At 54.8% G+C, this 20,863-nt stretch carries 25 protein-coding genes; all 25 read right to left on the bottom strand.

Annotated features, from left to right (window positions below):
* Nucleotides 1-21: 21 nt before the first annotated feature.
* The 25 genes from AC27FC_RS21860 to AC27FC_RS21740 all read right to left on the bottom strand — a co-directional run bounded on the left by AC27FC_RS21860 (nt 22) and on the right by AC27FC_RS21740 (nt 20,817).
* A complete protein-coding gene (locus AC27FC_RS21860) occupies nt 22-336 on the bottom strand; it encodes a hypothetical protein (RefSeq protein ID WP_221696967.1) in 315 nt (104 codons plus the stop codon).
* A gap of 190 nt (nt 337-526) precedes the next feature.
* Nucleotides 527-1,258, bottom strand: a complete 732-nt coding sequence (traT, locus tag AC27FC_RS21855) for a conjugal transfer complement resistance protein TraT (protein ID WP_032641144.1) — start codon at nt 1,256-1,258, stop codon at nt 527-529.
* Between the two features lie 147 nt (nt 1,259-1,405).
* On the bottom strand, nt 1,406-2,095 hold the full coding sequence (locus AC27FC_RS21850) for a hypothetical protein (RefSeq protein WP_126497518.1): 690 nt from the start codon (nt 2,093-2,095) through the stop codon (nt 1,406-1,408).
* Between the two features lies 1 nt (nt 2,096).
* Nucleotides 2,097-5,387, bottom strand: a complete 3,291-nt coding sequence (gene traG / locus AC27FC_RS21845; protein WP_045354536.1) for a conjugal transfer mating-pair stabilization protein TraG — start codon at nt 5,385-5,387, stop codon at nt 2,097-2,099.
* Nucleotides 5,387-6,751: a conjugal transfer pilus assembly protein TraH gene (traH, locus tag AC27FC_RS21840; protein ID WP_045354538.1), complete on the bottom strand. Its 1,365-nt coding sequence runs from the start codon at nt 6,749-6,751 to the stop codon at nt 5,387-5,389. Before traH ends, traG begins: the two co-directional genes overlap by 1 nt.
* Complete coding sequence (locus AC27FC_RS21835) at nt 6,744-7,148, bottom strand: hypothetical protein (RefSeq protein ID WP_045354541.1); 405 nt, start codon at nt 7,146-7,148, stop codon at nt 6,744-6,746. Before AC27FC_RS21835 ends, traH begins: the two co-directional genes overlap by 8 nt.
* Nucleotides 7,145-7,408, bottom strand: a complete 264-nt coding sequence (locus AC27FC_RS21830; protein ID WP_032641305.1) for a hypothetical protein — start codon at nt 7,406-7,408, stop codon at nt 7,145-7,147. Before AC27FC_RS21830 ends, AC27FC_RS21835 begins: the two co-directional genes overlap by 4 nt.
* 17 nt (nt 7,409-7,425) lie before the next feature.
* The gene (locus AC27FC_RS21825; protein ID WP_063409491.1) at nt 7,426-8,037 is read right to left on the bottom strand and encodes a type-F conjugative transfer system pilin assembly thiol-disulfide isomerase TrbB; all 612 of its coding nucleotides are present in this window, start codon (nt 8,035-8,037) and stop codon (nt 7,426-7,428) included.
* Nucleotides 8,027-8,245, bottom strand: a complete 219-nt coding sequence (locus AC27FC_RS21820; RefSeq protein ID WP_063409492.1) for a hypothetical protein — start codon at nt 8,243-8,245, stop codon at nt 8,027-8,029. The genes AC27FC_RS21825 and AC27FC_RS21820 overlap by 11 nt, the downstream gene beginning before the upstream one ends.
* Nucleotides 8,242-8,733 carry a hypothetical protein gene (locus tag AC27FC_RS21815; RefSeq protein WP_487160371.1) on the bottom strand — a complete coding sequence of 164 codons (492 nt, stop codon included), beginning with the start codon at nt 8,731-8,733 and terminating at the stop codon, nt 8,242-8,244. Before AC27FC_RS21815 ends, AC27FC_RS21820 begins: the two co-directional genes overlap by 4 nt.
* Nucleotides 8,734-8,742: 9 nt before the next feature.
* Complete coding sequence (traF, locus tag AC27FC_RS21810; RefSeq protein WP_127728913.1) at nt 8,743-9,525, bottom strand: type-F conjugative transfer system pilin assembly protein TraF; 783 nt, start codon at nt 9,523-9,525, stop codon at nt 8,743-8,745.
* A complete protein-coding gene (gene traN / locus AC27FC_RS21805; protein WP_487160370.1) occupies nt 9,522-11,384 on the bottom strand; it encodes a type-F conjugative transfer system mating-pair stabilization protein TraN in 1,863 nt (620 codons plus the stop codon). Before traN ends, traF begins: the two co-directional genes overlap by 4 nt.
* Complete coding sequence (gene trbC, locus AC27FC_RS21800; protein WP_247825560.1) at nt 11,381-12,004, bottom strand: type-F conjugative transfer system pilin assembly protein TrbC; 624 nt, start codon at nt 12,002-12,004, stop codon at nt 11,381-11,383. The genes traN and trbC overlap by 4 nt, the downstream gene beginning before the upstream one ends.
* Before the next feature lie 10 nt (nt 12,005-12,014).
* Complete coding sequence (traU, locus tag AC27FC_RS21795; protein WP_032656090.1) at nt 12,015-13,013, bottom strand: conjugal transfer pilus assembly protein TraU; 999 nt, start codon at nt 13,011-13,013, stop codon at nt 12,015-12,017.
* The gene (locus tag AC27FC_RS21790; RefSeq protein WP_487160369.1) at nt 13,010-13,333 is read right to left on the bottom strand and encodes a hypothetical protein; all 324 of its coding nucleotides are present in this window, start codon (nt 13,331-13,333) and stop codon (nt 13,010-13,012) included. The genes traU and AC27FC_RS21790 overlap by 4 nt, the downstream gene beginning before the upstream one ends.
* A gap of 54 nt (nt 13,334-13,387) precedes the next feature.
* The gene (locus AC27FC_RS21785; protein WP_047650740.1) at nt 13,388-13,603 is read right to left on the bottom strand and encodes a hypothetical protein; all 216 of its coding nucleotides are present in this window, start codon (nt 13,601-13,603) and stop codon (nt 13,388-13,390) included.
* A 103-nt stretch (nt 13,604-13,706) separates the two neighbouring features.
* A complete protein-coding gene (locus tag AC27FC_RS21780; RefSeq protein ID WP_487160368.1) occupies nt 13,707-14,717 on the bottom strand; it encodes a hypothetical protein in 1,011 nt (336 codons plus the stop codon).
* Complete coding sequence (locus AC27FC_RS21775; protein WP_063409500.1) at nt 14,708-14,986, bottom strand: hypothetical protein; 279 nt, start codon at nt 14,984-14,986, stop codon at nt 14,708-14,710. The genes AC27FC_RS21780 and AC27FC_RS21775 overlap by 10 nt, the downstream gene beginning before the upstream one ends.
* A complete protein-coding gene (locus AC27FC_RS21770; protein WP_487160367.1) occupies nt 14,977-15,369 on the bottom strand; it encodes a hypothetical protein in 393 nt (130 codons plus the stop codon). The genes AC27FC_RS21775 and AC27FC_RS21770 overlap by 10 nt, the downstream gene beginning before the upstream one ends.
* Nucleotides 15,366-16,001 carry a type-F conjugative transfer system protein TraW gene (traW, locus tag AC27FC_RS21765; protein ID WP_032641283.1) on the bottom strand — a complete coding sequence of 212 codons (636 nt, stop codon included), beginning with the start codon at nt 15,999-16,001 and terminating at the stop codon, nt 15,366-15,368. Before traW ends, AC27FC_RS21770 begins: the two co-directional genes overlap by 4 nt.
* The gene (trbI, locus tag AC27FC_RS21760) at nt 15,998-16,411 is read right to left on the bottom strand and encodes a type-F conjugative transfer system protein TrbI (protein ID WP_063409502.1); all 414 of its coding nucleotides are present in this window, start codon (nt 16,409-16,411) and stop codon (nt 15,998-16,000) included. The genes traW and trbI overlap by 4 nt, the downstream gene beginning before the upstream one ends.
* A complete protein-coding gene (gene traC, locus AC27FC_RS21755) occupies nt 16,408-19,017 on the bottom strand; it encodes a type IV secretion system protein TraC (RefSeq protein WP_487160366.1) in 2,610 nt (869 codons plus the stop codon). Before traC ends, trbI begins: the two co-directional genes overlap by 4 nt.
* Nucleotides 19,014-19,268, bottom strand: coding sequence for a hypothetical protein (locus AC27FC_RS21750; RefSeq protein WP_073001772.1), 255 nt, complete (start codon nt 19,266-19,268; stop codon nt 19,014-19,016). Before AC27FC_RS21750 ends, traC begins: the two co-directional genes overlap by 4 nt.
* Complete coding sequence (gene traV, locus AC27FC_RS21745) at nt 19,265-19,819, bottom strand: type IV conjugative transfer system lipoprotein TraV (RefSeq protein WP_487160365.1); 555 nt, start codon at nt 19,817-19,819, stop codon at nt 19,265-19,267. Before traV ends, AC27FC_RS21750 begins: the two co-directional genes overlap by 4 nt.
* A 113-nt stretch (nt 19,820-19,932) precedes the next feature.
* Nucleotides 19,933-20,817 carry an SPFH domain-containing protein gene (locus AC27FC_RS21740; protein ID WP_143347815.1) on the bottom strand — a complete coding sequence of 295 codons (885 nt, stop codon included), beginning with the start codon at nt 20,815-20,817 and terminating at the stop codon, nt 19,933-19,935.
* Between the last annotated feature and the right edge of the window lie 46 nt (nt 20,818-20,863).

Below are 20,863 nucleotides of genomic sequence, written 5' to 3'. Positions count from 1 at the left end.
TCGCGAGGGTAAAGCGCCGGTTTATTGCATCAGGCTCAGCTCATATCTGGCCTGCTGGCACCCGTCCTCCCAGTCCTGTTCATTAATGTATGCAGCCACAGAACGGACTGAAGTGGCCACATCCCTATAAGCCGCTGAGTGCCACTCCCGGGGTTCCAGACCATAAAGAGTGAATTCATAGCCAGCCCAGCAAGCAATGATGGTCATTCCCTGCCCCTCAGGAAGTGAACCAAATACATTAATCCAGGCCTTCGCTACCATCAGCTCGCTTTCAAGATGGATAAGCGACCAGAATTCAGCTGAGTAATCTGCACGTTCATATATCTGATGCATCATGATGGACGAACTCCTTTGAAATTAAGGACGCAACGCTCGCCGCAGACAGGGCTGCGCCAGGCGCAGTCATGCGAGGAAGCGTAATTACTGGTAACTGACAGAAAGCACTGACGCACCCTGCCCGGAATGAACACGGTTAAAAATCAGCTGTGAGGGAGAACGGCTGCGACGATCGCCGCAGCCGCGGGTATTACATGATGCCGGCGATGGACTTGGCCAGCTGCGCTTCCAGGACAGGTTTTGCCTCTTCAAACTTGAGGTTCACCTTGTTGGCGTTGGATACCACACGAGTCTGGTATTTAGCACGGTTGCCCTGCTCCGTGCTGGTCTGCAGCTTAATACCTGACGTGCCCTGTTTCAGGGCGGCAATATTGTCGGTAGTGACGGCAGCTTTGCTGCGCTCGGAGATTTGCAGATCGGTCACCATCGTGTAGTTAACGTCTTCGACCATTGCATCAGCAGCCATACCAATCAGCCCGGTGGCCAGCCCTACACCCAGCGTTGCGCCAGCAGACGACGAGTTATACGCCGTAATACCCGCGCCCAGTGCCGCACCCATTGCCGCACCTTCATACCCGGTCTTAAGGAAGCCCTGGGCATCACGTAGATCCATTTTCTCGGCTTTCAGCACGTTTGCCTGAATCCAGTAGTAGGCCGTGTCCGGAGAGCTGGAGACGCGGTAACCTTTCGCGGCCAGTTCATTTGTAATCTGTGCCTGCAGACCAGACATATCCTTGTCAGAGGTATTACGGATCTGCAAATAAACAGTCTTCTCTGATGATGGCTCCAGCCAGATGGTTTCACTCATCTGGGTTTTGACATCGAGGTTACGTTTCTTCACCGCTGTGGACATGGCACCACAACCAGACAGAGCGAGAGTAGACGCGATCAGACCAACAACGGCTAATTGTTTTAATTTCATGAATTCATCCTGTGCATAGAAAAACGTCCCCGTTAGCGAGATATAGCTAACAGAGACGTTATCGGCTGATTTGAAAGGGAATTTAGGTTAAATAGATGGCTTACTTAGATTACTACAAAAATTAAGGGGGCCAATGCCCCCTTACTCTCAGTATCCCCGGTTAGGGTCATACGTATTTGAAGGTTCGTTGAAGTTTGTTCCCCAACTGTTTCCGTGTATATCCAGGCCAGAGATGCCACCAACCATTGGCATTCCTGATGCAGGGTTCACCGTTATTCCATTACTGAACGAATCGTTGAAGGAAGTATTTAAAGGAACAGGGGTTATACCGGCATCCTGGATACTCATTTGGCTGCCTGAAAAGCTGATAATTTTGTTGTCACTAGCGCTAAGGCGTTGAGCCTCATTATCTGGTAACACATGAGCTATCCCGTTCCGGATAACGTATATCCGCCCATTATCTTCATCCTTAAGAAGGGTATTATCCTTGTAAGTAATAGGCCGCAATACTGCTCCCACTAGGATAAAAGCTATTAACGAGTGAACAGCTATGCCTGCTATTAAAGCACTTTCTGTATCATTGCCTACATACACCATCAGGAAGGTTAGCAAGACTGCAAGCACCCCGTTACTCAGGAAAGTTGCTTTTAAACCCATCCCTCTTTGGCTGCTTCGTAACTTCCAAAAACAGAGCAGATAGATAGCGCTGGGGATAATTGATAAGAGCATGCTCTTAGCCATAAATGGCACGTCAAAAAGTACCTGCATGCTTAAAGAATAAGCTGCATAAATGCCGATTGGAATGAAACAACAATAAGCACTTACTTTTTTGTTCATTTTACCCTCCAGTTTTCTTCCTTAATTCTGCCACTCTCTGTTGCAGTTCATCTGGTTGGAGATCATTAAACGGATTGAGTTTACTTGATTGATCCAGTTCAGCTTCAGCACGACCAAGCTTGAATCGCCCTTGACCGATTAAGTTTTCTCCTTTCAGGATATCACTGGATGCCTGAACAGTGGATTGTTTTTTATCAATTTCTCCAGCAGATTCGTTGATTTTATGCTCATTTTCAGATCTTTGTTCCGCCACTCTACGCTGTAATTCATTCTGGGGACCAAAACCCTGCGTAGAATGTTCATGCAACTTAGCCTGATTTTCTTTGTAGGACTCCTGCATAGCATCACCACGTACTTTTTCGCCGCCAACATTAATTCCTGAACGGCTATGAGTAACTTCACTCTCCTGGCCATACGTGTTTCCTTTCTCCCTAATGGCTCCTGAATGATTGAACTCCGGGTGCGATTCTGCAATGTGACCGGCCCTTTCATCTGTAGTGGTGCGTCCACCGGAAACAACCATGCCTGCCGACGAGGTGATATTACCCGAGCTGCTTCTCTGTCCGGCTGCTTGTCCCTGATGAACAGTTGAATGCTCAATACCCGGCGAAACAGAATCGTCTGTTCTGGCAGAATAATTCCCACCCTGCTGGCCTCCATATTCAGCGACCTGAGTCGTTCCGTAAGGCTGGGTACTGCTAACACCTCCCGAGCTACGAGTACCGCCATCCTGAGAGCTGTAACTGACTCCAGCATCATGACCAGATGAACCTGATACCTGCTGACTGCCACGCGCTGGCTGAACAATATGCTCACCACTGAATGCTGCATGCTCCTGGCCGCTGGTGAGATCTGAACGACCCTGCTGATAATCCCCCATAATTTCAGGTTTGAGACGTTCATTTACGAATTCCATCGCTGCTTCTCGCGCCGACGGCGCACTTGTCAGCATGGACTGAGCCTTATCACCGTATTTATTCGCCGCCCAGTCCACAAACTCCTGCGTATAGTTCGTATCGAGGCTTGCGCTCTGATTCTGCGCAACGGTGGCCATACGACTGAATTCATTACTCTGCGTCGAACTGGTGGTGTACTGATGGTACTGGCTTTCAGCATCATTAAGCGTTGCTGCCAGCTGCTGAACATTACTGCTTGCAGCATTTTCGGAATGATTCGCACCATCGGTGATACGGCTGCTTTTAACCATATCCATACCCTGGCGGAAGTCATTAACTGCCTGGCTGTTCTGATCATGCCGCATATCCTGCGAATGGGAATCTGAATTCTGGATTCCTCTTGAGCTGCCCGTCGAATGCCGCAAATCGCCTGAAATACTTCCTTCAGCACCTAACTTAACAACGCCCAGATTAAGCCCCCCTCCGGCCGTTCCTTTAATGCCTGCAGATATAGACCCCTGATTACTAATATCCATCAGTTTGTTATAGGCTTCCTGCGTCGAGATGTTGTTTGCTTTCGCATAACTTTCAGCGGCAGACAACATCATGCCAGCACCGCGTGTTGCATTAGTGGCCTGGCTGTTTTCACTGCCTTTGATCAGGCTGTCGCTGGTACCGGTCTGATTAGAAAGCTGAGAGAGCTGCGACCAGCCACTGGTAACGCTGTGGTTGTAGCCATCGAGTGCAGTCTGCGCCTGTACCTGCGACTGACGGGCGGACTCCTGGAATCCACTGCTTGCCAGCTGGCTGAGCTTCATGTTCACCGGCAGGTTCGACATTGCACCCGAGCCGTCGATAACCGTATGGCCACCGGCCGTCTGAGTCTGCGTGGAGCCGTTATCTGCCTGCCACGTTTGCTGACCCTGACGCTGCATCAGGTTGGTATCCATCTTGTTCTGGCTGACATTGTCCATCGACATGTTGTTAAACGACCAGTTTCCGTCCGCTGTGGTCGCTGCCACACCAGCTGACGTGAAGGCGCCCGAGCTGAGTACACTCCCTGCCACCTGAGAGCCCATCGCCGCTGCACCTTTGGTCAGATAGAACGACAGCACCGGAATGGAAAGGGACAGATACCCTGCCAGATTCGCCACGTCCGAATGCTGCAGCGCAACCACATCCTTATTGGCCAGCACCAGGGGCGTGCCCCCGGACTGGCTCTGCAGCCAGTAGTTGGCGGCATAGTTAAGAATGGCGAACATAACCGGCCACATCTGGAAGTAGATAAACCCGGAAATGTATATTTTCAGGGTGTTCAGACCAAACATAGTGTGATTGGATGCGGCCAGCGCAATCATCAGCGGGAACAGGCACACAAGGATAAGCATCAGCAGGGACTGTGCGAACGGCAGCGTGCGGGTCGCCAGCTCGTTACCTGCGGCCCAGGCGAGACGCTGTTTGGTTGCAGCGTTCTCGGTGGCCAGATTAAGCAGATTAGCCGTATCGGATGAGCGAGCCGCAAAACCTTTAATACCCTGCCTAACTGCACTGTTCGTGATGTTGTTCTTCATGATCTGCGCAGCAGTCATACCACCGGCATAGAAGAACCCATAACTGTCCCCCATTGAGTTGGCCAGAAGCGACGCGCCATTCAGCTTGTTGCCGAAAACCTTTCTGGTCAGCCAGGTGAACGTCGCACTGCCCGGGTTAACGTCAGTATTGGCCAGCTTCTGGATCTCCGTTGCGGCCTGCTGGCAGGTCAGGAACTGGCGCGAGGTGGAGGTCATCTTAAAAATGCCCCGCAGCGGGCTTGGGTTACTGGTTATCAGCGTCAGCGGGTCAGTGGAATTGAGCAGCTGATTGATGGTGTATTTACCGTTAAGTAGAATATCGCCAATCACACAGTTTTCCACGTAATCCGGCAGCATCTGCGCCAGCTCCGGGTTTTGCGTGGAAAAGTCACTCGTCTCCGCCACAATCTGCGAGCCAAAAAGCATCCCGGTTTTGCTGTAGGTCACTGAGTCGGGTCTGGCCATCAGCATGTCGTAAACCGACGCCATCTTGTACCCGATACTGGTAGTAAGAGACGCTATAGCCGCCAGGCCAACCGGTACGTTATCTGTGACCCAGACCGCCCCCGGATCAGAGAGGTCAATGACCTGCACTGAGCGTTTCGGTACCAGCAGGATGGATGTCAGGATCATGAAGACCGCCAGCCACTGGACGAAAACCATCGGGTTACGTTGTTTGATGAAGGTAAGCAGTACGGCCAGCACCCCAAAGGTGCTGGCAATACGCAGTAAAGTGTGGAAAGTATTCTGACCGACAAGGGTGACTACGGCGTCCAGCGCCGTTTTCCACATTCCCCCGCCATAAATGGTGTATATCTCAAGCATCAGCGATCACCCCAGTGATAGTTGCTTTGATAGGAGCCTGAAACAATGGTGGACACCTGCTGCTGCAGGTACTGCATGTTGCGGTCGATACCGTCCAGCGCGTTCTGGTCAGCCGCAGACTGCAGCTTCATGTCGGCCAGCAGTCCCTGCGCATGAATAATGTTGTCGCGTAGTTTTGCGGCAGCTTCTTCAGGGAAGTTCTTGCCAGCCAGAGACAGGCTTGCCTGTTTCACCAGCTCCTGGAGGTACTGAATCATCAGGTCCTGGGCAATGAAGTCGGAGACCTGCAGAAGGTACGTGGCGCTCATCCCCATACTCTGGGCGTTAGTCAGGTACTTCAGCACCGGTACAGAGGTGGTGTTCACAAAGCCTTTTTCCTGATCGGTCAGCGCAGTATCGTCGACCAGCTTGTTCTGCATTGAGAGCATCAGGTTTTTAACCAGCGTAACCAGAGCGTTGGACTCGGAAATCGTCAGATTGGTGACAACAGGCCCCAGACACAGTGTGGATTCGTCACATCCGTATACCTTCGCCGTTCCCCCGCGCATCAGGACTTTAATCAGGTCGCGGTTATCAACCAGTGGCGTCAGAATTGTCACATCGCCATTCTTGTTGAAAATGATGGAGCCGACGGTACTCATGACCAGCTCCTTCAGCGCGCGGTCGTTGCCGAGAAGGCCATTCTTACTGAGGGTGTCCCAGATAAGGTTTTTGTTCTTCAGCACCTGATCCTTCTCAGCATCACCGGCTTTAGCCGTGACTTTGTCGCCCTGTCCTCCGACGGTACAACCCTGACGGGAAGCCGCCCAGTCGGAGAACATGTTGGTTTCGCCGGCAATGTCCTGGCAGATTTTCTGCTGGGAGACCTGCGTCACTGGCCACAACCCGCCGATGATGCCCTGAGCAGCCTGGCATGAACTCATGTTCATGGAGTTAACATCACTGGCCAGTTTCTGCAGGAAGTCTTTAGCCTGCTTCAGCTCCGGTACCATCGTCTGCAGGGCCAGGTCGAAAGCATAGCCGGCGGCGTTGCTCATGATTTGCTTCACGAATCGCTGGATTTCCTCGCCGCTGATCATACTGAACGATCCGAGATAGGCATCGATACCGCCGCAGCCGGCGTTAAGGGAAGGCAGCTGCATCGAGATCAGCTGGACGTTTTTTACGGGGTTCCGGAGGTATACCGAGCCACCGGAGAAGTACCCTGCCGCCTGCCCCTGCCAGGCCTGCGCCTGAGTCACGTTGCCGCTGTAGCCCAGATTATTGAAGAAACCGTTGAGATCGCCGTTGACGTCCGCCTGAGCAGGCAGAGCAGCCACGCCTGAGAAGAACACGACCCCTGCCGTAATAAGCGCCTTAATCATTTGGCACCTCCACAGCTTGCGTATTCTTGCCTGCCGGGCTGTCAGCACGGTTAATTTTGCGGCAAAGATATCTGGCCAGACTGAGCCAGCTGCAGACGAGTAAATTCACCGCAATGAGCGCGATAATCGCGGCCATAACGCCCCACAACAGGTACTGCGGATAGTGGATGAGAAGCGAGAGCGTGAACTGTTCGGCGCGGTCAACGGACATCGCACTGAGCGTTGTGATGGCGCACGTCACGTATACCCTTTCGACTACGGCGGTAAAAATTAAGGCATAAAACAGTTTAAGGGTTAACAAATCCGTCCATTTTCGGGCTTCAGTATCCGCACTACAGTCTTTCACTATCGCGAAAGCCTGGTTTCGGATAAACGTCTTTAGTCTGGTAAGCCTCATGCAATCTCCTCCCGGGGTTTCCTGGCAAGGGTCTGTCGGCAGACGTACAGCCCGGTGACGGTGAAAAAGAACCCGATGCTCAGCGAAATAAGCAGGAGCACAGGGAAGTCCTGCAGACAGGTTGTCAGTTCAGGGCGATCCATGACGCTGACCACCCGGTGGGCCAGCACCCCGTAGAATGCTGCGGAGACAAGCAGCGTCACGCTGAATAACAGCCACACGCGCTCGGTACGCGATAACGCATACGTATTTGTCGTCATTTTGTAGTCCGTTTGTATTACTGAGGGGTGACCTGCGCGCTTGCCGGCATTGGCGGCAACATTTTTGGATCAACGTTATCCATGTCAGCCTGAATAAGGCTGGCCATCCGGCTCTCAAGTGCGGGGATGTCCATCACGCCCTGGGTGAGTGGATAGGCTTTCAGGGTGTTGACGTTGACCATAAAGGCCGTCGGTGTCGCAATTGGCAAACCGTTTCCGAAGAAGGTGACAATCTCATCTGCGATGGGAGAGTTAGGGTCCGTCTTACGCGGGATCATCGGGGTCGGGTAAGATACGTCCCCGCCGCCGTCAAGGGTGTACGGGTACACCCTGATGGCATGCTCATCAGCCCAGCCCTTCAGCAGCGGGTCAAACTTAGCGCTGTACTGGCAGTGCGCCTGCATAAAGAGCACCACGGCATAATCTTTCATGTTAGCCCGACGTCCGTCCGGCAGCGCCATCAGGCTGGCTGGCGTGGGTACCGGAATGGTGGAAGCGGTGATGGCTGCAGCATCAGCGGAAGAAGCTGTTTTTGTCGCTTCAAGCGCCTTTAACTCCTCGCGCGCCCCGGCGTTCGCCAGCAGGGGCAGGCACATCAGCAGAGCCGTGAGTCCGGTTTTAATGTTCATGATCGCCTTCCTTATGCGTATGCCCTCTTTCGTCACGGAACCAGCGATACACGGCATACACCACCATGCCAGCCGCCCCGGCCCACATACCATTGCAGAGCCATAAGAGCCCCTGCTGCGTATGCTCAACCGACCAGGTCATCAGCTCGCTCAGTACGCGCGCCATCGTGCCCCAGAAAATCAGTCCTGCGAGAATAGCGGGTTTCATTCGTGTGTCTCCATGTTTTGCCGTGCCAGAACCGAATGCGAGTCTGGTGAAATTTTCTTTCGGGCGGCAAGGTTCAGGCCTCGGAATACAAACCACACGCCAAAGCCAAACATCACCGAGAGAAGCCAGGTGTTGAGCAATGTTGCATCTGTCGCACGCGCCCACGAATCGCTGTCCACAGGGCCACGCCGACACAACACTTCAGGCGGTGCTTTCGCTAAGGCAGGAGGCACAGGCTTTAATGACTCTCCGGGTTCAGGTGGCAAGAAGCGTCCTGCCATCACATTTTCATTAACACACCCCATGACCTTGCCGGCAGGCGCACCGTCAGTCAGGTCATGAAAGGTCGTCAGGAATTGCCGGGAAAGTGAGCCGTCTGATGCAGCCAGCATCACAAACACATACAGCGCCAGTGCCGGGCCAAAGACTAAGGAATACATGGCGACCCGCCCTGCATCACGGATGAGGGTGAAAAGTGTTTTTGTCATAAGAATCTCTCAGGAATTGGGTTTAAAGCCGGTGGCCACGTTCAGGAATCGCTTAGACAGGTCATCCTGCGTCATGAAGCCGTATGACAGCGCGCGGTAATTCTTGCTCCGGGGGTCAACAAGGTAGAGCGCCGGGAAGTGCGTAATATTCATCGACCGGGACTGCCCCGTATCCGGACGGCTCTGCGGCAGGGAGGCTGCCACCTGGCCATCAACCGATACCGGTATAAGCGAAATCCCGTTGGTTTTCGCAAAGTCCGCCACCACGCCGGCCATCTGCACATCAATCGGGTCACTGCCCCGGTAGAAGAAGAACAGACCGTACTGCTGCGCCAGCTGCTCCACGGCGCTCTGCCGCGTCTGCTGGTCGCGGGTCTGCATAAACGGCGCCATGCTGTTGTAGTGCGGATACTCCAGGTTGTAGTCGAGGTCCGGGTGGCTCAGCTGCGCAGCCGCAAAGGACTGGCTGAACATCGATGCCCGATCGGTCCAGAATTTCTGCCAGCGCAGGAACGTCGCCGTGTTTTCCCGGGAGGGAAACAGGATGGCGCGGTTAAGCGCCTCCTGTGTGTACCCTTTCAGCACCCGGGCCTGTTCCATAGGGGACATTTTGCTGAGATCCGGAATGGCCTGCGGTGCAGGCTGTTGTGGCTTTCTGGACTGCTCCGGCGGTTTTTTCGGCTCGTTGTACCAGGACCAGCCGGTGAACGGCTCTGCCGGGGTCACAATCTCCTCGGCCATCACCGTATGGCTCGTCAGCGCCATAAGCAGACCACAGAGGGCACGCTTCATTTACCACCTCCCTGCTGATTCACCTGCGCGGCGATACGCTCCTTAATCTGCTGGACCTGCGTGCTGGTATCGGGGATTTTCTGGTTCTTCATCAAATCCTCGTAGAAGTCAGAGAAGTTGATTTTGTCGAAGTCGATACTCTGCAGCTCCGGGACGGTGATCCCCCGACAGTTCGGACTGTCGCCGCTGCCGAACTTAACGCCCAACTGGTCGCGACGCCCCTGCTCCTGAATGATGCGGGCAAGCTTGCCGTCAAAGACGCAGTAGACCTGACTTTTCTGGATGCAGGCACCCAGCACCTTGCGATCGCACCGCTCGCCGACGCTGACGGTAATTTTCTTCGCCTTCGCCTTCCCTATAGCCTTTTCTTCATCATCACATGCGGCCAGTCCGGCACTTTGTCCCCAGCCAGAGTCTTTGCAGCAGTTAGAGAAACCGGCAAAGGCCTTACGGCAGCGCATGGCTTTCCCCGTGAAGGCTTTAACTTCAATGGTACTGCTGGCGTCTTTTGCATCTTCAGCCGCCGAGGCAAGGCCGGCCAGTTTGGCCACCGCCGTATCAAAACCGCTGCTTCCGGCACCATTGGTGTCGTCACACTCGCCTGACTTACAGATGTAGTCGCCGCCGCAGACCAGGCCACCCGACTGATGCGTGGTCTGACACTGGTAGGTGTAGCTCATGTGGGTACACTGCCCATCGGTCGATTCGGTGCAGGTGTTGCCTGCCGCCGTACAGGACGGGTTTGTCATCAGCGTTCCGCAGGTTCCCGTTGAGTCTGACGGCACGACATAGTTATCGGTGTACTGCCAGCAGTCGCTGTAAACGTCATAGCTTTGGCCATTTTTAACAATGGTTTTATTTCCCCCCGGAGAGGTGCATGTTGACGTGGTTTTTTGCGCCTTCGACATATCCAGGCCACAGGAAGAGGACCAGTTAACTTCCGGAACCCACTTCTCTGTTGTCGCGATCATGGTCAATGTTACGGTCATGGTGGCCTCACCACTGTTCAGCCAGTCATAGGTTTTTCTTGCGTAATCTCTGCATCGCCCCTGGTTTCCATTAAGACAGTTTTTATTGAGTATCACACCTTGCGGTGAAGGCTGTCCCTCTGCCAGCACTGCACCTGCAGCACCTGGAAGAACCCACGAGTTGTCTCTTTTGGCAACTGACTCTTGATCAACACCCCACCAGGTTAACTGGTAATACATATTCTTATCGTTGAAATGTATGGCCAGTGAAGCACTGATAACCGGTCCTGAATAAGGGGAGGTAAACGTGAAATAGACGCGTTTGTCATTGTCATAGGTCCAGTTCCACATCGGTTTATCAATTGTGATGGTCTTCTGCTCAGTTGTTTTTTCTACATGCCCTCCCGCCACTGCTGTGCGGGTACAGGCCTCAACTGAGGCCACATCTTTATCGCAGGTGTAATTTTCAAAGGTGGTTTTCGATACCGTCACCTCCTTACACTGGTTCGCGGTCCCGTTTAGCACACCGTCAGCGCCAGCTTCCGCATTTTTACCGATAGTGATGAAAGGTGCGTTCGGGTCAATGGCGGGCGTCGGGTTCTTTTTTCCGGAGTTGATAACCGACTGCGCTGCGTCATTGCCCTGCAGCGCGGCCTGCCCTTTGTTGGCCAGCCCGCCGTCGCCGCCATCCACGCCACCGTAATACCCTTTCTCCGGTGGGTTAGCGGTATAGCCTGGTATTGCGCCTGTGACGGTCCCCGGATTTTTCAGGGCTCCCGTCCCGGCGGAAGCATTGCCTTTGCCAAAGCTCGCTCCCGCCTCAAAGGCAGGATCAGCTGCGCCAGCCAGAAGCGGGAAAAGCATCAGCACCGTTGAAAGCAGTTTTTTCATTTGCCGGCCTCCAGAAGATGGCGTGCCGTTGCCGCACAATCACCACTTTCAGCTACTTTTTCGAGAGCCTGCTGCAGGGGCAGACTTCCCCTGATGACGTCATAGTGGCCAGGGCAAGTCACCACCAGGGCGGGTACTGTGGTGATGTTGTACTGAGTGAACAACGTTGGATCGATTTGCACGCCAGCGTCCTTGTCCTCCTTACTCAGCTCAAACATTGCCGCCGCGGTCTGTCGCATGTCGTTATTAACCAGGCCGCGCAGCGTTGGCGGAATGTTGTAACGGCGGGCATCCTTCAGCATGGGCAGCAGACCTTCACGTGGAATACCGAGACTCACAAAGTAAATAGCCGGGAACGTGTCTTTTTCCCCCATCTTGTTGGTCCGGGCTGCGATATCGCCCTGCAGGCGGTTAATCAGGTCCAGTTGCTGCTGCGGTAAGACGGGTGCGGCCGCCGGATGCCCCTGCAGGTCTTCCTTCATCGCTGTCAGCGCATCCTGCTGACCTTTGATCCAGCTATGGTCGGAGACGGAGATATCGGTCTGGGCGCTCGCCAGGGCCAGCGGCGCGAAAGCAATCATGACGCTGATCGTCAGCGCCCGGAGATAAGCGTTTTTCATTGTCATGTCCTTAAAGGAATACGCAGTTACGTTTGCGCCAGAAGAGGTAGCCGAAGTTCTTTTTGGAGGATGGAGAGTTATGCGTTGTGCCCCAGAGCTGCGTGCTGGCCCCGAAGGGATGGCAGTTGCCCGGTTCGGGGTACATGTTTACCATCTGGTATCGCCATCGCTCTTTCGGGATGATCGGGGATGGATACTGGTTACATACGGCGACGTCCGCGCCCACGGAGTTCCATACCAGTCCCTCACGATGCATCTTGAAGGCCATTCGCTCTCCAACCAGCAGAGACGCCTCGAGCGGAGAAAACTCACCGCTGGTAAAGCCTGTTAGCGGGTAGATAGAACCCTGACTACCTGCGCACCAGAACAGCGGCGACAGAGGAAGACCAGCTGATGATGCAGCTGCGTCAGCAGCACAGGCCCCCTGAGCGATCAGGTTGCCGAACAGCGCTGCCTCGGGGTTAATCAGCATCGAGAGGGTGCTGTCATTCCAGAGAGGATCAACTTCGGAGAGATAGGCAATATCCATGTCGCCGGTCTGCAGACACCCCAGACTGGTGATGATGTTCAGCCAGAAAATCAGCGGGTATTTGTACCAGTGAACATGGTAGAACGTGCCGGCAGCGGGCCGGTCACTCTGCCCTGCGGTTCCCGTTCCCGTTCGTCCGAGATCGATTTTAAAGCCACCCATGTTGACCATGACGCCAGGCTCACGGGTTACGTCCACCATCGCCATTGGCTCCCAGAACCCGATGGCCAGACCGATACGATAAAACACACCATATGGACAAATCTGGATCGGAGAAGCCGGGTTGTTGGTATCCTTTTGTGGACCGGCGGCCAGCTGAATATTACCGAGCGTCATCGGAAACAGACACTTCCAGCAGACATCGCTTATCGGGTTAACCCAGCGGCCATCACCCGCGTTGCTGGCTGCGGCCGTTGCCTGAGCTGGCATCCAGGACAGCAGGACCAGCATCACGCCGGCAAGCCATGAGAAACGCTTCATTTCACCTCCCGCAGCCACACACAGACCGGGCCGTCCTCAGTGTCATGAATGGAGCCAATGAACCAGCCATCGCCCTCTGGCGCTGAGGGGATCCAGTCAATGATGTTTTGTTTCCCTTTCTCCCAGTCGGCGATCACCTGGGGAGGCGCGTCGTTTTCCATCCAACGGGTGGCGCAGGTCAGATTGTGCTGGCGCATCCAGTCGCCAAATTCAGTCTGTGTGGCCTTATCACTGGCGGGTGCAAAATAATGAGGGTGCGTCCAGAAGCCGTTGCGGTCACGGGTAACCGTCACCGGCCTGACAGGTTCAGGGTGAGTCATGGGGTATCTCCGGGAGTGCCGCAGCCACCGGACGGCGGAAGGGCTTAAAAAGGATCAGTGGTTATTGGCTTTACCGGCCGCTTTCATGATGATGGCCAGACGTTCTTCCTGGCTCATTTCGTACAGGGCAAGAATGGCGCCGCGCAGAACATGCGAGGGTTTGTACAGTGGATTATCGTTGAGGATTTCATCCATCTGTCGGGCCGAACCCTCATCGTGACGTACTGAGGTGACATTCCGGCCCTTTTCAGTAACAGGGTCTTTTTTCATGGCGTTACCTGGTCGGGGTTAATCGGAAACCGGGATGACATTCAGGCTGAGGCGGAGCGCAACGCAGTGAGCACCGAACATCCTGAAGGGCAGCGCGGTTGTATCAGGGCGTGTTTTTTGCAGGCGTCACGGCGAAAGCGTAGCCGCTGTCATCTTCGTAGCATGCTCCGCTGGATTCCCCCTGTTCTATCCTGCGTCCCGCTTCATCAATATAGAAGGCAAGTGCAGCCGGGGTATAAAACCTTCCTGCCTGCGCCCGGACAATGAAATGCCGGTATTCTGACATCCCCGCCGGAGGGAATTGGCCTTCGGAGATATCGTCAGGAACATCATTTCCAGACGGTGAACTAAACCAGCCTGGCGCCACCTTTACCTGTCTCTGATCGGCCCCATAACACAGTTCACTGTTAATTACCTTTCCTGCAATACGTTCAGGTGTTTCAGGAAATGAACGCTGTTTTTTCACTTTTTCAGCCACATCGTTGATGATTCTGACGACATCCCGCGTAAGGACAGACTGTTTTGCACTGACAGTTATGGTGACCTGTTTTAACGGAAAGTTCGTCGGGACAAATCCAGGCATCGGTTTTGTGATGTACCACCCTGCACTTTCACTTCCGCGAATCAACACACTAAGCCACATGCCGGCATAACCATCGTTCACCGCCGCGTCTTCACTGTCTTTTACCTGCTGCTCAGTCACTCTCGGCGTCATCTCCAGCAGACGCGCCCGGAAAACCCGGCGGCTGAGCTTATGCCGGTCTGCCTCTGGCAATATCCAGCGCTGTGATTTATCCCGCGTCAGTAGGTAACCTGCTTCAGTCAGGCCTTTCTCCAGCTCAGCCAGCATCACCTGATAGCATTCCCGGTTAGCAAAGGCGTGAACCGCTTCGGCATGTCGGGCACCGCCAAATTGCGCCAGAGGGACGGGTACTCCCGGTCTGCTCTCCCGCGCACGGCGTTCACGGCGTGCATCTGCAAGATGCTGAACAACAATCCAGCCAGCGAGTAGCGCAACGACGACCAGAATACCGGCCATGCCCTCAGTATCACGCAAACAGGTGAGCATCCCCTGCAGCCCCTGAGGGCCGGTGAAGCAGCTGATTAACGCCATGCGTTCATCTCCTCCATTCTGTTACGGATAAGCCTGACGAGGTACAGGGGAAACGCCTCATCCCGTTCTTCCGGCGCTATAGGCTGACGCTGGTTATTCGCACACCACTGGTGCCAGGCACCGGCGATCAGCGCCGGTTGCCATGAAGCGATTTCAGGGTACAGCTGACAGAGTTGATTCACGGTTTCGTCGCAGCCCCTGGTATCAGCATTGTGGCCTGTCATGTGCTGAGACGCAGGTGACACAGAGTTATTGTGTATCAGTGACATTCGGCGTTCTCCTGCCCTTCGCCTGCAAACAACCTGTCGAGGCGCTCAGAAAGTGACATCGTCTGGCCCTTTTTACGTTTCGCGCTGTCCTCGGCCCGCATGTTCTCCAGTAAGAGGTGAATGATGTAGTCCGGGAAGCGTTCATCACGCCTTGACGGCTCCCGGCTGTCCTGCTGGTTCTCCTCACACCAGTGGAGCCAGGCTTTGGTCACCAGTACTGGATGCCAGGAGTCAATTTCGGGGTACAGCGTCTTCAGTCGTTCTGCTGTTCCCATGCGCGGCGTTATCTCAGCGGGTTTGCGCGGTTTTCTGCAGTAACGTCGATGGGATGTGACCGCCTGACGCATTTCGGGAAACAGGTCACCTAACGTTGTTGCACTCATTTTTTCGCTCCTGATACCGGAATCTCTTCCACTTTCATCACGCGGCCGTCACGCGATATCCGCGCGGGGATGTGTTCAAAACCGAATTTACGGGTCAGTACGCCAGACTGGTCGAAGTAGATACGTTCGTTCAGCGCATCACTGGTTTCTTTGATGTTGCCGTTCACCAGGATGACCTTCACGCTGGTCTGGCCGGCGAGCTGCTGTCGGGTCCAGTTCACCTGCTCCTTGTCATCGCCGTCGATAAAAAAGAGCACCTGGCTGAAGGGCACCTTATCCAGAGGATTGACCGTGTCGCCCTTGCGGGCGATCACGTTGCCCTGCATGTCTGTGATAGTTTCCTTCACGGTAAATGTCGGGTCCCAGGCAAAGCTACGGTATTCCTTCGCTTTCGTGAGCCCTTCCACCGGTGTCGGACGTACCGCATGCTCCTTCACTCTTTCCGTTGCCTCTTTGCGAAGGCGGTCCAGCTCGCCCGTCTGCTCCATTCCCTTCAGGCGATTCTGGATAAACGCCAGCATGTCCTGCTCTGCAGGCTCGAAGACGTTGCCCCAGGTACCGAGATCTTTCGCCCCGCTGCCGGCGGAAAGCATCAGCAGCATCATGGCCGTCAGCTGCAGTCGTTTTTTCACTGGCCCCCCTGGATGCGTCGGGCAATATCAGCACGAATTTCATTCGTGATATCGCGCTGCGGGCTCATCACCGCCGGTTTCACCAGAACGATGGCGTTGTGTGAGGACTGCCATGCATCCAGGCTGCCGGTCAGTGCCGCGTTGAACTGCTGAGTCATCGCTTTAGCCCTGTTTTCATCGAGCTGCAGCTGAGCGGACTGCTGCATGAAAAGGTCCACCGTCCCCTTCATGTCGAAGACCACCACCTCCGGGGTGACGGCTTTCGCCGTCACATATGCCACGCCTGTCATAACCAGAAGTCCCGCCAGCCCCAGCATGCTGGCTTTAACCCAGCGGGATGTCTTGCTGGCTATCGTTACACCGTCGCGGACGGTGTCGCCGTCATACGGCTTGTCCTGTTGTTCACTCATGCTGCTTTCACCCACTCTTCAAGTTCGCGAAGTTCACTGCCGTATTTTTTCTCCGCCAGCAGATACGCCGCTTCTTCCGCTGTTGCCCCCGCTTCTTTCTGCGCTTTCTGCATGAAAGCAAAGTCCTCGCCGCGCGAGCTGAACATGGCACGCGTCACGGGATCGACGAACAGTCGATGGAAGGAGCTGTATTCACCGGCGTTTATCAGCAGGGAGCTGTAGCCGGTCTGCAGGGCTGGCTGGAAGCCACGGATAACTTCTTTTTCCATGTCCGAGAACTGATCCGGGTTATCGGCAAGGTACTGTTTAAACGCCTTCGCATCCTGCAAGAGGGTGATTTTGGTGGAGCTGTTGTTCCAGGCGGCTTCGGCTTCCTTACTGGCGCTGAAGTCCTTAATGCCCTGGGTGATGGTGATAAACGCGCCACGGTGACGACGCACGGTGCGGTAGCCGGTTTCGATAAACCTTGCCGCGTGCGGGTTGGAGCCACCCAGCAGACGCCATGCCTCGTCGATGATGCAGACTTTTTTGAGGTCGCGCGGGCTGTGGTACATCTTTTCCTGAATCGCCAGAATGAGCGAGAACAGGATGGACGAGAGCAGCTTCGGCTTGTCTTCCAGGCTCAGCAGCTCCAGCACCGCGAAGCGGGTTTCACCATCGAGCGTCGGGGTGTCGGCGTTGAAGTATTCTCCATCAGGCCCCCAGGTGCAGTAGGTATCGAGCAGCATGGCCAGCTCAGCGAGACGCGCGATGATGGTCGGCTTATCTGCGAACGCCTGATTCACGTCCTCATTGGTCAGGTAATTATGAACGTCGTCGATACGGGCTTTGTTTGCCTTTTTCTCCCACGCATCCATTACCGCTTTCTGCAGGATCGCTTCACAGACGCCATCCAGCGGCTGCGTCGGACTGGCGAGTACCGTCAGCAGGCGCACAATCCCTTCTGCAGAATGATTAATGTCCTGAACGTTGGCGAACGGGTTAAAGCGCAGCTTGGAGCCATCGAGGTAGACCCCGCCGGCCTGGTGACAGTAGTTCTTGTAACTGTCCCCCATGTCGATAACCCAGCCGTAACCACCGGCGTTTAGAACATCGCGCAGCACCCCCTGTATCAGAAACGATTTCCCTGCCCCTGAAGTGCCGGTGACCGCGATGTTAAAGTTGGTACTGCCGTTCTCCTCACCAAACATGTCATAGAACGCCACCTGGTTGCGGTAGGTCGGCAGCGGCATCCCCACGTTGGACAGCTGACGTTCGGCGACGACCGGCATCAGGCTCACCGCGTTCCATGACTTGGCGCGCAGCGTTGCTCCCGTTATCTTCAGGTCTTCCCACATCCCTTCCTGCATGACGAACGGGAAGCTGGCCAGCCAGTTACGCATCTGCTGATACTGTATCGTCACCATTTCCAGCTCGTTCTTTCGGAACACGTTGACGGCGGCCAGTTCACACTTCTGCGCCTCGGTATTGTTGTCCGGCGCGAACAGGGTCAGGTTGAAGTAGGTATTGCAGAGCGCGATTTCATTACTGTGCAGCTGTTCCCGGGTACGGCGCCATTCTTCTGCCGCTTTTTTGGTACCGGGAAAGAGTGCTGCATATGCTGAGTTGGCTTTTTTCGACAAGTCCTGGTCTTTACGGAAAGACTCGCTCTGGCTTTTGGTCTGTTCCTCCAGTTCCGTCGTCCAGGTCAGCATAAAGGGACAGGGTATCCCGAGGTCGGGAAAACGCAGGTTCTGGAGATTGTCAGCCCCCTGCCAGAGGGCGAAACGTTTAGGCGTTTTGGCAAGCTGCATGTTGATGATGCGGCATGCCGATGCAGGCAGGCGTGTCCCGCGCGCGTCGATGGTTTCCGGCAGCGCCATCCGGATATGCGATGGATGAACCTTAAGGTCAATCCCCGGATCAACCACCTGGCGGTTGAGCTTTTCATCCTCGTTGTAATCCCCGGAGGACGTCAGCACCTGCTCCTGACGGTAGTTCATCTGCTCGCGTACCGCAGACAGGAAATCGTGCACATCGGTATTCATGCTGTCGATGCGCGCGGCCCCCAGGGAGACGCGGATGGTGTTGCGTATCTGAATCAGGTCATCCATCACCCGCTGCATCTGGGAAGCGCGCTTAATGGGCTGACCATAAACAAGAAAGATACGGTAGTTACGCAGGTAGAGCGGGTATTCCCGTTCGTTGGCCAGGCCGTGCAGCGCGGAGCGCTGCCAGAACGCACGGGTAATTTTATTGAGGTGTTCGGCCATCCCCCCTTTCCACATGTCGTTACTCACGCCGCGATCGATACGTTCCCCGACACACTTGCTGGCCAGCATAATGACGGTCACAGGGGTCTGGCGGGGAAGCTTCTTACGCAGCATGTCATCGAGCGCGGCCATCACCTGCTCGTTCGCTCCAGGAAGCGGGGCGGCCTCCAGAATGAAGCCCGCAGAGCCGGCGTTGACGAAAATTTCATTCTTGTCGTCGTAATACCGGTACGGCAGCGCAGCGACCAGGGACGGATAGTCCCAGGTCTGGGAAAGGTTGTTGCGTGCCGTTGCTGCACCGTCTTCCTCTTTCCCGTTTTTCAGCATATCCATCAGGCTGTCGACAAAACTCATTTTCGGCCCTCCGCAGCGGCCCGGATTAACTCCAGGCGACGCAGCTTCTCTTCGTTCATCTGGCCGGAGTGCGGTGCATCACCGGCAGTTTTAATCTGCCAGTCACAGCTCACGCTCAGAACGGCCAGCGTTTCATCGTCGGTATCGACTGACTGTGTGGCGGTGATTTGCGTCGTTCCTTTCCGTGAATGGACTAACGATTTCGCCAGATGATCGACGCCGTTCATGCCGGAAATGTAGTGGCTGCTCATTCTCCGCCCTCCCCGATGACGCGATAGCTCTCATCCCAGTGGGATTTGTTTTTCACGAACTCGACCACAGCCGGCTGATGAAAGTTGTCGTCCGTGTCCACCCAGGGAGCAATCCACAGGCGCTGCGTGGCGTCAGGAATGCGCTGAACCGGAACGCGGCCTGCAGTGTTAACCGGCACAGGGGTCGCATGACTTGGCGTGGTCAGCGGCGTGACCAGCGAGCCAGACGATTTCGCCGGCGCAGTGGTCAGAGGGCGCGGTGCAGCAGGCTTAGCGGCAGTGGTTCCGGTTGCTGCGGCGGAGACAGGACGGAAGGGATTCACGACCGGTGCTGAATTGCGCAGTGCCGGCAGGGTTTCACCCGCAGGCTTTTTTGCGGTTTTCTCTGCCGTCAGGTCATCCAGACTTTTACCCTGAGCGGCCAGCTTGTTGGCCTCACCGGTAGTCAGGCACTGGTCGGTCGCGGTCTTGTTGCAGTCGAAATCAGAATTGAGACCGGCGCAGCCGGTCAGTGCGCTGCACAGCAGTGCAGCACCCAGTAGATTTTTCATGGGGTAACTCCGGTTTTAATTTAAGGGGTATTCAGGGAGGGGTAATACTCAGTTTCGATTATTTGCAGTTGCACTGAAGCACAGTGAAAACTAGCTGCACAGCATGTCAGAGGTTACTTCACCGAAAGGAAAGGTACGGTACCTCCGGGGATCATTGATGCCGGAAGCTTTCCATCCCAGCGTTCAGCCGTCGTCAGACTGACCAGACCGGGATTATCCCGAAGTGCATCACCGCGCTGGCGGATGGATTCAGCTTCTGCGGCTCCGCGAAGGCGTATTGATTCAGCGTCTGCCTTTGCTGCCGCCAGTTTACTGTCTGCCTGGGCCTGAGCCTGAGTGACCGCTATCTGAGCCTGAATTTTCTCTGTCTGGAGGTTCTGCGTCCGTGTGGCAATGGCCACCTCAGCTTTCATTCTGTCCTCAATGGATTTCTCATATGCCGGCGAGAAGTCGATGTTTTCAATCTGAACGGTATCAATCACCACCGGTCCATCAACACTTTTCCGCAGCGCGGCCTGCATATCCTGTACCAGCTTCGCTCTGTCCTGAACCGCGCTTATTGCGGTATATCGTCCAAAAACGTTTTCCAGCTGTGTAGGTATCTGCCGGGCAATCAGCCGCGTTTTCATGTTATCAACCGTCTGATAGCCACTGTAGACGCGTTCCACTTCAGTCGGCAGAACATGGAAGTTCACGGATACGGTCATTTTTGCGGGTTGCTGATCGAAGCTGTAGGCGCTCATACCTTCATAAAGCATGGCCTCATTCCTTACGGTTATTTTCTCCACGCTTTCGATGATCGGCCATTTCAGTCCCAGGCCGGGCTGAGCGACTTTAACAATACGCCCGTTTCGCAGCAGCACTCCCCTTTCGCCTTCGTTAATACTGTAAAATGAGAGCCAGGCAATAAGCAGGCTGGCGATGACGATAGCTCCCCCCATAATGAGGAAAAGACCGCGGGGGTTAAGACCTGTTTCTGAATCGGTTGTGTATCTCATATAGCCACCATTGATATTGATTTCAGTTTTGATGCAGGAGGCGGGG

Source organism: Enterobacter sp. C3_dUdeg (assembly GCF_057536195.1).
Note: the sequence above shows the minus strand (reverse complement) of the source record. Positions and strands in the feature narration are given on the sequence as shown.

What these genes read in the sequence shown, in the direction of transcription:
- traU (WP_032656090.1), bottom strand. Translation starts at nt 13,013, where the DNA reads ATGAAGCGTTTCTCATGGCTTGCCGGCGTGATGCTGGTCCTGCTGTCC.
- trbI (WP_063409502.1), bottom strand. Translation starts at nt 16,411, where the DNA reads ATGAGTGAACAACAGGACAAGCCGTATGACGGCGACACCGTCCGCGAC.
- AC27FC_RS21785 (WP_047650740.1), bottom strand. Translation starts at nt 13,603, where the DNA reads ATGAAAAAAGACCCTGTTACTGAAAAGGGCCGGAATGTCACCTCAGTA.
- traF (WP_127728913.1), bottom strand. Translation starts at nt 9,525, where the DNA reads ATGAAGCGTGCCCTCTGTGGTCTGCTTATGGCGCTGACGAGCCATACG.
- AC27FC_RS21770 (WP_487160367.1), bottom strand. Translation starts at nt 15,369, where the DNA reads ATGAGTGCAACAACGTTAGGTGACCTGTTTCCCGAAATGCGTCAGGCG.
- traC (WP_487160366.1), bottom strand. Translation starts at nt 19,017, where the DNA reads ATGAGTTTTGTCGACAGCCTGATGGATATGCTGAAAAACGGGAAAGAG.
- AC27FC_RS21825 (WP_063409491.1), bottom strand. Translation starts at nt 8,037, where the DNA reads ATGAACATTAAAACCGGACTCACGGCTCTGCTGATGTGCCTGCCCCTG.
- AC27FC_RS21780 (WP_487160368.1), bottom strand. Translation starts at nt 14,717, where the DNA reads ATGGCGTTAATCAGCTGCTTCACCGGCCCTCAGGGGCTGCAGGGGATG.
- traT (WP_032641144.1), bottom strand. Translation starts at nt 1,258, where the DNA reads ATGAAATTAAAACAATTAGCCGTTGTTGGTCTGATCGCGTCTACTCTC.
- AC27FC_RS21835 (WP_045354541.1), bottom strand. Translation starts at nt 7,148, where the DNA reads ATGAGGCTTACCAGACTAAAGACGTTTATCCGAAACCAGGCTTTCGCG.
- AC27FC_RS21830 (WP_032641305.1), bottom strand. Translation starts at nt 7,408, where the DNA reads ATGACGACAAATACGTATGCGTTATCGCGTACCGAGCGCGTGTGGCTG.
- traG (WP_045354536.1), bottom strand. Translation starts at nt 5,387, where the DNA reads ATGCTTGAGATATACACCATTTATGGCGGGGGAATGTGGAAAACGGCG.
- traH (WP_045354538.1), bottom strand. Translation starts at nt 6,751, where the DNA reads ATGATTAAGGCGCTTATTACGGCAGGGGTCGTGTTCTTCTCAGGCGTG.
- AC27FC_RS21740 (WP_143347815.1), bottom strand. Translation starts at nt 20,817, where the DNA reads ATGAGATACACAACCGATTCAGAAACAGGTCTTAACCCCCGCGGTCTT.
- AC27FC_RS21775 (WP_063409500.1), bottom strand. Translation starts at nt 14,986, where the DNA reads ATGTCACTGATACACAATAACTCTGTGTCACCTGCGTCTCAGCACATG.
- trbC (WP_247825560.1), bottom strand. Translation starts at nt 12,004, where the DNA reads ATGAAAAACGCTTATCTCCGGGCGCTGACGATCAGCGTCATGATTGCT.
- AC27FC_RS21815 (WP_487160371.1), bottom strand. Translation starts at nt 8,733, where the DNA reads ATGACAAAAACACTTTTCACCCTCATCCGTGATGCAGGGCGGGTCGCC.
- AC27FC_RS21820 (WP_063409492.1), bottom strand. Translation starts at nt 8,245, where the DNA reads ATGAAACCCGCTATTCTCGCAGGACTGATTTTCTGGGGCACGATGGCG.
- AC27FC_RS21750 (WP_073001772.1), bottom strand. Translation starts at nt 19,268, where the DNA reads ATGAGCAGCCACTACATTTCCGGCATGAACGGCGTCGATCATCTGGCG.
- AC27FC_RS21790 (WP_487160369.1), bottom strand. Translation starts at nt 13,333, where the DNA reads ATGACTCACCCTGAACCTGTCAGGCCGGTGACGGTTACCCGTGACCGC.
- AC27FC_RS21850 (WP_126497518.1), bottom strand. Translation starts at nt 2,095, where the DNA reads ATGAACAAAAAAGTAAGTGCTTATTGTTGTTTCATTCCAATCGGCATT.
- traN (WP_487160370.1), bottom strand. Translation starts at nt 11,384, where the DNA reads ATGAAAAAACTGCTTTCAACGGTGCTGATGCTTTTCCCGCTTCTGGCT.
- AC27FC_RS21860 (WP_221696967.1), bottom strand. Translation starts at nt 336, where the DNA reads ATGATGCATCAGATATATGAACGTGCAGATTACTCAGCTGAATTCTGG.
- traV (WP_487160365.1), bottom strand. Translation starts at nt 19,819, where the DNA reads ATGAAAAATCTACTGGGTGCTGCACTGCTGTGCAGCGCACTGACCGGC.